This window comes from Deltaproteobacteria bacterium (genome assembly GCA_009929795.1).
In the GTDB taxonomy this organism is placed as follows: Bacteria; Desulfobacterota; Desulfovibrionia; order Desulfovibrionales; family Desulfomicrobiaceae; genus RZZR01.
The window spans coordinates 1-7,600 of sequence record RZZR01000110.1; the positions used below are offsets into that span (position 1 = coordinate 1).

Sequence of the window (7,600 nt, forward strand, 5' to 3'; positions counted from 1 at the left end):
GTCCGGCGTTCGCTTTCGATCTCGGTGATCCTCACATACTGCGAAACCCCGGTTTGTATCCGGAGGAAAAGGACCTCCCCGACCTTGGGCTGGCCCCACCCCACGGGTTGCCAGCAGACAATCGTCCGCATCCCGGCCGGGTGCAGGCCCATCAAAAAAAACGTAGCCCGGGGCCCCTGGATGACATACTGCTCGACCCGGTCCCGGGCATCCTCCCGCCGGTCCGTGGGGTCCCCCTCGGAAAACATGGTCACGGAAACCAGGGGGTCGTCCGGGGGGTCGGTCAGGATGGCGTGGGCCCCGTAATAGGTTGACTGGTCGGCCGTATCCACGAACGGAAAGCATTTCCGCATGGAAACCCGGCCATAGACCCGGTCCAGGCGGGAAATGTCCGGGAACAGGTTATTGACCGAGCCGTCGGGCACTTCGTTCCCGGTCATGCGCCCGCCGGCGTCATCGCGGTCGGTCAGCTCCTGTGAGGCCATGAGCTTGATGTCGGATTGGGTTATTGGCATTGGGGTTCCTCATATTTGGCGGGTTTCTGTGCGGGCGACGCATGCGTCGCCCCTACGCCCCTACACGGTCAAAAATTTCAGGGTGACCTCGTAAAAATCGGCGTCGGCCGGATCGGCGTATTCAATGACCGGAACGGCCGTCAGGGCCGGGCCGTCGTGGTCCCATCGGACGTCAAACTCCCGCTCATCGTGCAGGGTCAGGGTCATCTCGCCGTTGGTGATCACCAGGGCCCGCAGGGTTTCCACCTCGGCCTTGGTCACCCAAGCGTTGGCCAGGGTGATGGGTCTGCCGGACTGCTTGGCCGTGGTTTCCAGGACCATGGCCCCGGACAGGGAATAGGCTCGGGCCTGGCCGACCGGGCTCCAGTCGTATTCGTCGGACCAGCAGAAATTCGGGTCCAGGGTGGTGGAATCGAGGGTGATGGGCATACTTTACACCGCCGCCGTCAGACCGGCCTCGTTCAGGATTTTCAGCATGGTCTCGGCCTCCTTTTCGCCGAACAGACCCGAGGCCGTCCGGCCATTGGCCCCCTGCAATTTCACCGTGACGGTCTTGTTGGCCGAGGCCGTTGCCGATCCCACCATGCCGCCGTCGGCAAATTTCTTGGGCTGGTTCAGGGCATCGAAAAAGCCCCGCCCCAGGGCCGAAACCACGGACTGACGCATGACGTATTCGCCCGGGGTGAGCATGGCCCGGACCGAGTCCATGCCGGGGATGCCGCCCTGGACAGGACCGCCTTCGGCAAACCCCATGGGCCAGTTGAAGCCCATGGGCCCGACGAGTGGTGACCACAGGGGCGTCAACCGTTTCTTTAGAGTTTCGAGCCATGATTGCAGATGCGCCGGGCGATCCTCTGCCCCCGGCAACACACCAACAGCCATAAGCCGCCTACTGGCCGAGTCTCTGGTTTCTCCAACCTTTGCGGCTCCAGACGCTGCAAGCTGCCATGCGCGGGCCATCCGCGCTAAGACCATTTTTACCCCGGCAGACTCCGGAGGGCGGCCCATGGCATTGTCGATATTTGCCTCCTCAAGCGATTCAAGCCCTTCCTCCCATGCACTACTAAACATCTCCATCGTGGGAAGTAGTGGCGTCCTAAAGGCTTGCCCTGCCATATAGCGCGGCCACCCAGACACTTCTTCACGTACAATCTCCGACTCTATTTCGAACTCTTGGGAATCAACGTCTTTGTCTGAGCCAAGTTGTCGCTCATGCAGCATCTTCCAAATATAGTACGGGTACACCACCGACTTGCCACCGCTCTTTGATCCCCCGGACTTCCCGTCTTTCTCGGCCGTCAGCCGCGCGTTGCGTTCCTCGGTGGATTCCATGCCCTGACGCATGCCGGACCTGGTGGTCGATCCGGACGATCCGGAATCCTGGGAGGCGTACCGGGCGTCGCGGTCGTCGGCTCCTTTTTTCTGCCTCTTTTTGAACTCCTCGTACCACGAGCCGACCTTCCCGCCCGAGGCGAAGGCGGGCAAAAGGCCGTGATTCAGAGCGTCGAACAGGCCCGGCCCGTATTTTTTGACCGCGTCCTTGCGGATGACGTACTCGCCCCGCATGAGCAGGGCCGGGACGTCGTCCACGGACCCGTCGCCCGGGATGCGCCCCTGGGGGCGGGACCATCCGGCCGGGCCGCCCAGGGCGTTTTCCTCGACCTTCTTGACATGGACCGTGTGGGTGCTCGACGTGTCCTTTCTGATCTCGCCAAGCTTGGCCAAGGCCTCCTTGTCGTCCAGTTCGATCTTGGCCTCGATGTTCTTGGCCTCGATGGCTTCGAGTTCTTTCTTGAAATCCCCGGCCTGCTCGGTGAGCCCCTGGAGCTTTTCGCGCAGGGGCTTGGTTTCCGCGTCGAGCTTGGACAGGGCCTTTTCCCTGGACTGATCCAGTAAGTCCCAAGACTTGGTGGTGATATTTACCGCCTTGTCCGTGTCCTCGATGCTGCCAGCCAAACCCTTGGCGTGTTCGGCGTGGGTCTTGGCCAGGTTGACCTGGTGCTCGAACGCCGCCTTGCCCTCCTCGGTCTGGTCCAGGCGGTGCTTCTCGGCCTCCACAAGGGCCTCTTCGGCCTTGGCCAGGTGCTCCTTGGACCGCCTTTCAGCGTCGTCCGACTTCTCGCGTTCGCTCCAATTCCTGGACCTGATGGAAGCCAGGTCATTTTCCCGGCCGATGGCGTTGTTGACCCGTTCCGCGTCGAGCTTGTTGTAACTGTCTGTGTATTTGGCCAGGGCCTTCCTGGTCTCGTCCAGTTCGTTCTGCACCTTGGTCAGGTCTTTTTGAACCTGATCCGCCGACCGGCTCATGGCCCCCATTGACCATCCCGCGTCATTAAGGTGGGTCCGCAGTTTCTGAAGCTGTCCGCCGACCTCGGCCACCAATTTTTCCTGTTTATTCAACTCCGCAGTGGCGGCCTTGGCACTATCGGTCAGAGTCCCGTACCAGGTCGTTTCCGAGGCCTTGGCCCGCAGCTCGTTGGCCAGGGCCACATGATGGGCGTAGGCCTTGGACAGGTCCCGCTCCAGCCCCGACAACTGCTCCGGGGCCTGCCCCAGCCAATCGTCCGGCAAGCGAACGTCCTTGAAGTCCTTGAACTTCTCCTGGAGGCGCACGGCATTGGCCCGCATGTTCTCGGTGGCCTCAGCGGCCGCGTTTAGGGCCTGCGTCAGCTGGAAGAACTCATAGGCGGCCTCTGCAATCTTGATCGCCCCCAGGATGGCAAGTACCGGAAGGCAGACCGCATTGAAGGCCTTCATGGCCGTTCCGGCGGCGGTCGTTGACGCAGCCAAAGCCCGCATCCCGGCGACAGCATTCGTCAATCCAGTGACCATGGAGCGCAGGCCAAGGTTCCAGATGGCCAGGGCGGCCCCGCCTGAAGCCAGGGTGCCAATCAAAATTTTGGTCCCCTCGTCGGCGTACTTGAATCCGTCGATAAAGGACCGGATAGCCTGGACTATTGGAAGCAATCCATCGACTACGACCTCCATGGCCTGATTTTTGAGAATGGACAGCTCATTGGTGAGAAGCTGAAGCTGGTTGGCCGGGGTGTCGGCCATCTTGCCGTAGGCCTCCTCCATGGAGCCGGAAGCCTTGTCCATGCCGGACAGCACGTCCTTGAGCCCGTCCAGATTCTGGGTCAGGGACAGGACTCCGGTCCGGGCCTCGGCGTCAGGGATGAGCTTGCGCATCTGGTCGATGGACAGATTCTTCTCGGCGATCTTCTCCAGGGTGGGGATGAGCCCATTCCAGGTGATGCCAAGCTCTTCCATCTGGGCTTTGGCCTCAGGGGTGGCCGCAGCCAGGGCGTTGATGGCCCCTTTCAGGGCCGTGACCGATTGCGGGGTCTTGATCCCGGCCTTGGTCATGGAGGCGATGGCCGCGGCCACCTCATCGTAGGCCACCCCGGCGGCCTTGGCCGTGGGCAGGGCGTCGCCTATGCTCTGGGACAAGGCCGGGAAGGTGGTCACGCCGGATTTCACGGTCTGGAAAAGGACGTCGTAGATCCGGGAAAGCTCGGAGGTCGAGAGGCCGTAGGCGTTCATGACCCCAAGGCCCGCATTGACGGCGGTCTTGGTGTCCGTGACTCCGGCCACGGCCGCCTTGGCCGACAGCTCAAGAACAGCTGTTGATTCAGTCAGCGATACCCCGGCCGAAATGATGTCATACTCGGCGGCGGCCAGGACGGAAGCCGCCTGGGGAACCCGGCGGGAAATCTGCTCGATTTCCCCGCGCAAGCCCCGCATCTCCTCGGCGGTGGCGTCGGTCAGGGTGGAGACCTCGGCCATGCGGGTCTGGAATTCGGAAAACGACTGAAATGCCTTGACCGCGCCGTAAGCCGCCCCGGCCAGAGCCAGGAGTCCGGTCTTGGCGTCGCCCAGGCCCTGGCCGAGCCCCTGGACGTGTTTGCGGCCCTTGTCCAATTCCTGATTCAGCTGGCCCTGGGCCTTTTCAGACCCCTTGGTCGCGTCGGTGGTCTTGGTCAATGCGACGCCCAGGTCCTTGCCCACGGCCTCGCCCATGGCCTTGACCTGTTCCAGGCCCTTGACCACGGCCTCGATGATGATCTGAACCGTGTTAGCCATGGATCAGCCCTTTCAGCCAGCCATCGGTCAAAACCTCGGTCAGGGCCTCGATTTCGCCGTCCCGCTTGGCCCGCTCCCAGATGGGCCTGGCCATGGCGTATGGTCCGTCCATGGTCGCCCCGGCCAAAGCCACAGCGTCAAAACCGTTCTGAATGGCGGCAATGACGGCCAGGTGGGCGGAGGTGCCAACGGCTCGGTGGTAGGTGATGGATTCGCGGGTCCAGATGGTTGTAGGGGCGGCTGGTTTTGTACGGCCTGATTTCTGTAGGGGCGACACATGCGTCGCCCTTACGAGCCAATCCGGCAATTTCTCGGGGTGGAGGGTGGCCGCGAAATCGGCCGGGCCTCGCCAGGCGGCGATTTCCTCGTTGATGAGGCAGACGGCCGCGCCCTTGTTTTTTCTGAGCCAGGCCTTGGCCTGTTTGGCGCCCCCGGGGGCCGACCCGACGATGATGATTTTCCGCATGGGGTCCCCCTGCTGATTTTCGATTTCAGGGCCGTTTCGATGCCCGGGCGGCCCAACATACCTTTTTCGGCATTCGTGAAATTCTAACGCATGACTAACGCGGTTCTAGGGGCATGCCCGCCTCCACGCAGACCAGGAAAAACCCCCATCCATAATCCCAGGCGTTGACATGGCCGCGTTCGATCAGGCGGCAGACGGCCCGGTCGATGTCTCCAGGCTGGACATTTTCCGGCCGAGATCGGCCAGACGCAGGATCAGCCCGGACAAAAAAGGGTTGGCCTCCCCAACCTTGGCGACCACGGTCTCCAGTTCGGACGGAGCCAGGTCCAAGGCGTCAAGGTCGTCCAGGGACAAGCCCAGGGAAGCGGCCACAATCCCCCCGCTGATGCCGGATTCGGGAAACAGCATGTCGATCAGATGGGGTTGGTAGGCATTGGCCATGGCGTCCAGCAGCTCCCGGATCTGGGCAACGGACAATTCCCTGGCCGTGAAGGCCTGGTCGCCTATTTTGAATTCGATGATTTTGCGCATGTGGTGTCCTGTTGTTGGGGCGATTCATGTAAGGGCGACGCATGCGTCGCCCCTACGGATTATTCGACGATGGTCGCCCGGAAATACTGACTAATACCTGCGGCCTGGGTGGTGTCCTTCAGGACCTTGCCCGTGACCTTCAGGCTGGCGTAATCGCTGCCGAGCAGGGCCAGGTCGGCCAGGGCACCCAGCTTGCACCGCCAGGCCTCGACGTTCACGGGGGAACCGGTGCGGGCCTCGTTCAGACCCTCGAAGAACAGCTCGTACTCCTTGGAAGAACTGACCAGGGCCTGGATCACGTTCTGGGCGCCGTAGGAATAGGTGACGGTCAGGGTTGAGCCGTCCACGATGTCGCTGTCAGGGGTGATGTAAATCCCGCCAGTGCGTACCTCATAGTCTTTGTCAGATCCGGCCTCGTAGGTGATGGATCCGCCTTCGCTCTTGACCACCACGGTAGATGGGTTGGCGTGGGCCAGCTTGACCAGGGCCCCCTTGCGGGCCGTGACGGTTTCCGGATCACCGGCGGCCACGGTCCCGGCGGAAACGGCCGAGGCCGAACCGTACAGGGCCCGGGCCAGGTTGGCCGGAGTCAGCTCCTCAAGGCTCATGTCGATGGCCACGCCCTTGATGCGCCGGACCTCGTTCAGGACGCCGCCGCCCACGTTGCGGAAGTCCTGCTGCTCCTTGATCTCCTCGTCCACCTTGAAGGACAAGGACGAGCAGTTGCCGATCTCGATCAGGCCGGCCGCTACGTTGGACCTGTCGCGCAGGTAGATTTTTCCGACCCCGATATAACTGTAATCTGCCATTTCTATCTCCTTCTTGCCGTGATTTCATAAACCGACCGGACGGCCACGGTATCCGCCCATTGGTCTGTTTCCATCTCCCGAACGACCACAAGGCCGATGCCGGATCCCCCATAGGCGGACAGAACTTCGTCCGCCGTGTCCAAAGCCAAGGCAAAGGCCCTTGAGAGCACGGTCGTTGCCTGTCCTGTGATCTCGGTCCGCACGTCGGGCGGACCGGCCACGCAACAAATCACCTCCACGGTCCAGGTTGGCCGCGTCGAAACCGACCCCTGGCGGGTAGGGGCGGCGGCCGCGTTGGATCTTTCAAGCGGAGCCACCGACCGGATCAGAACATGCAGGCGGTCCGGGGCCGGGGAATCCACCTTGACCCCGGTCTGGATCAGAGGAAGGTTTCCGGTAGCCGACTGGGCCAGGGTTCGCAGGCCCTGGTGGCCGACCAGGGCCTCCACAAGCACGGTCAAAAGCTCTGACGATTTCAACTCAAAACCCCGTATCGCCGGAGGGCTCCATAAAATTTTTCCTCGAACCATTTAGCCGCCGGGCCCGAGATGTTTTGTCGGACCGGACCCCAGACCGGCCGGGCCGGGACATTGATTGACCCCGTACTTTTGCGAAGGGCGAAGTATTCCCAGCCGCCGTGTTTCGGCATCCGTCTCCCGGGTCTCCATCCGGCGGCCCGCTTGGTGGCCGCGAATTTTCGCCGCATCTTGTCGGTCACGGCAAAGGACCGGCCTTTCTCATGCTTGTCGGCCATACTCGCCAGGCCGTGGTCCATTTTCCCGTAGGCGTTTTGCCCTTTTCCTGATCGACCAAGGGTAATCATCGCTTCATTTCCGTCGGGGGCGGCCGCATAGCGCACGAACCGCCCGAACCAGGACATACCCGGCTCTTTCCCGCGCTTGGTCCATTGCTTGCCCTTGTTTTCCCGAAACATCCGAGACAGGCCGTGGGTCGATTGGGGCAGGGCCTCGTATGCGGCCCGGATCTCGCCCCGGATCATCCATCCTGTTGACTTCAGCGCCGAGACCTTGGCCCGCTCGAACTTCCCCCCGGCCTCGGACAAGGCGATGGTCAAGGGCTTCAGGCCTTCGGTCCGTATGTCGATTTTCACTTGAGCCCCCTGGAATGGCTGACATAGAGTTTCCAGACCGCGCCCAGGCCCCGGCGGTTGATGGTCTCGCGGTCGGATCCGGCCG

General features: G+C 62.2%; 8 protein-coding genes. All 8 read right to left on the reverse strand.

Features of this window, described 5'->3' with window-relative positions; all coding sequences use genetic code 11:
* The coding region (locus EOM25_10635) for a hypothetical protein (protein NCC25632.1) at positions 1-515 on the reverse strand (515 nt) is incomplete at its 3' end.
* Between the two features lie 60 nt (positions 516-575).
* Complete coding sequence (locus EOM25_10640; protein ID NCC25633.1) at positions 576-944, reverse strand: hypothetical protein; 369 nt, start codon at positions 942-944, stop codon at positions 576-578.
* A gap of 3 nt (positions 945-947) precedes the next feature.
* Positions 948-4,598: a phage tail tape measure protein gene (locus tag EOM25_10645; GenBank protein NCC25634.1), complete on the reverse strand. Its 3,651-nt coding sequence runs from the start codon at positions 4,596-4,598 to the stop codon at positions 948-950.
* On the reverse strand, positions 4,591-5,064 hold the full coding sequence (locus EOM25_10650) for a hypothetical protein (GenBank protein ID NCC25635.1): 474 nt from the start codon (positions 5,062-5,064) through the stop codon (positions 4,591-4,593). The genes EOM25_10645 and EOM25_10650 overlap by 8 nt, the downstream gene beginning before the upstream one ends.
* Before the next feature lie 183 nt (positions 5,065-5,247).
* Entirely contained in the window at positions 5,248-5,595 is a 348-nt protein-coding gene (locus tag EOM25_10655) for a hypothetical protein (protein ID NCC25636.1), read from the reverse strand.
* Between the two features lie 59 nt (positions 5,596-5,654).
* The gene (locus tag EOM25_10660) at positions 5,655-6,404 is read right to left on the reverse strand and encodes a ferrichrome ABC transporter ATP-binding protein (protein NCC25637.1); all 750 of its coding nucleotides are present in this window, start codon (positions 6,402-6,404) and stop codon (positions 5,655-5,657) included.
* A 2-nt stretch (positions 6,405-6,406) separates the two neighbouring features.
* Positions 6,407-6,883, reverse strand: a complete 477-nt coding sequence (locus tag EOM25_10665; protein NCC25638.1) for a hypothetical protein — start codon at positions 6,881-6,883, stop codon at positions 6,407-6,409.
* Complete coding sequence (locus EOM25_10670; GenBank protein NCC25639.1) at positions 6,880-7,515, reverse strand: hypothetical protein; 636 nt, start codon at positions 7,513-7,515, stop codon at positions 6,880-6,882. The genes EOM25_10665 and EOM25_10670 overlap by 4 nt, the downstream gene beginning before the upstream one ends.
* Positions 7,516-7,600: the final 85 nt, after the last annotated feature.

Bases quoted from the DNA above. Each gene is read 5' to 3' on its own strand.
- EOM25_10650 (NCC25635.1), bottom strand. From the start codon at position 5,064: ATGCGGAAAATCATCATCGTCGGGTCGGCCCCCGGGGGCGCCAAACAG.
- EOM25_10660 (NCC25637.1), bottom strand. From the start codon at position 6,404: ATGGCAGATTACAGTTATATCGGGGTCGGAAAAATCTACCTGCGCGAC.
- EOM25_10645 (NCC25634.1), bottom strand. From the start codon at position 4,598: ATGGCTAACACGGTTCAGATCATCATCGAGGCCGTGGTCAAGGGCCTG.
- EOM25_10640 (NCC25633.1), bottom strand. From the start codon at position 944: ATGCCCATCACCCTCGATTCCACCACCCTGGACCCGAATTTCTGCTGG.
- EOM25_10655 (NCC25636.1), bottom strand. From the start codon at position 5,595: ATGCGCAAAATCATCGAATTCAAAATAGGCGACCAGGCCTTCACGGCC.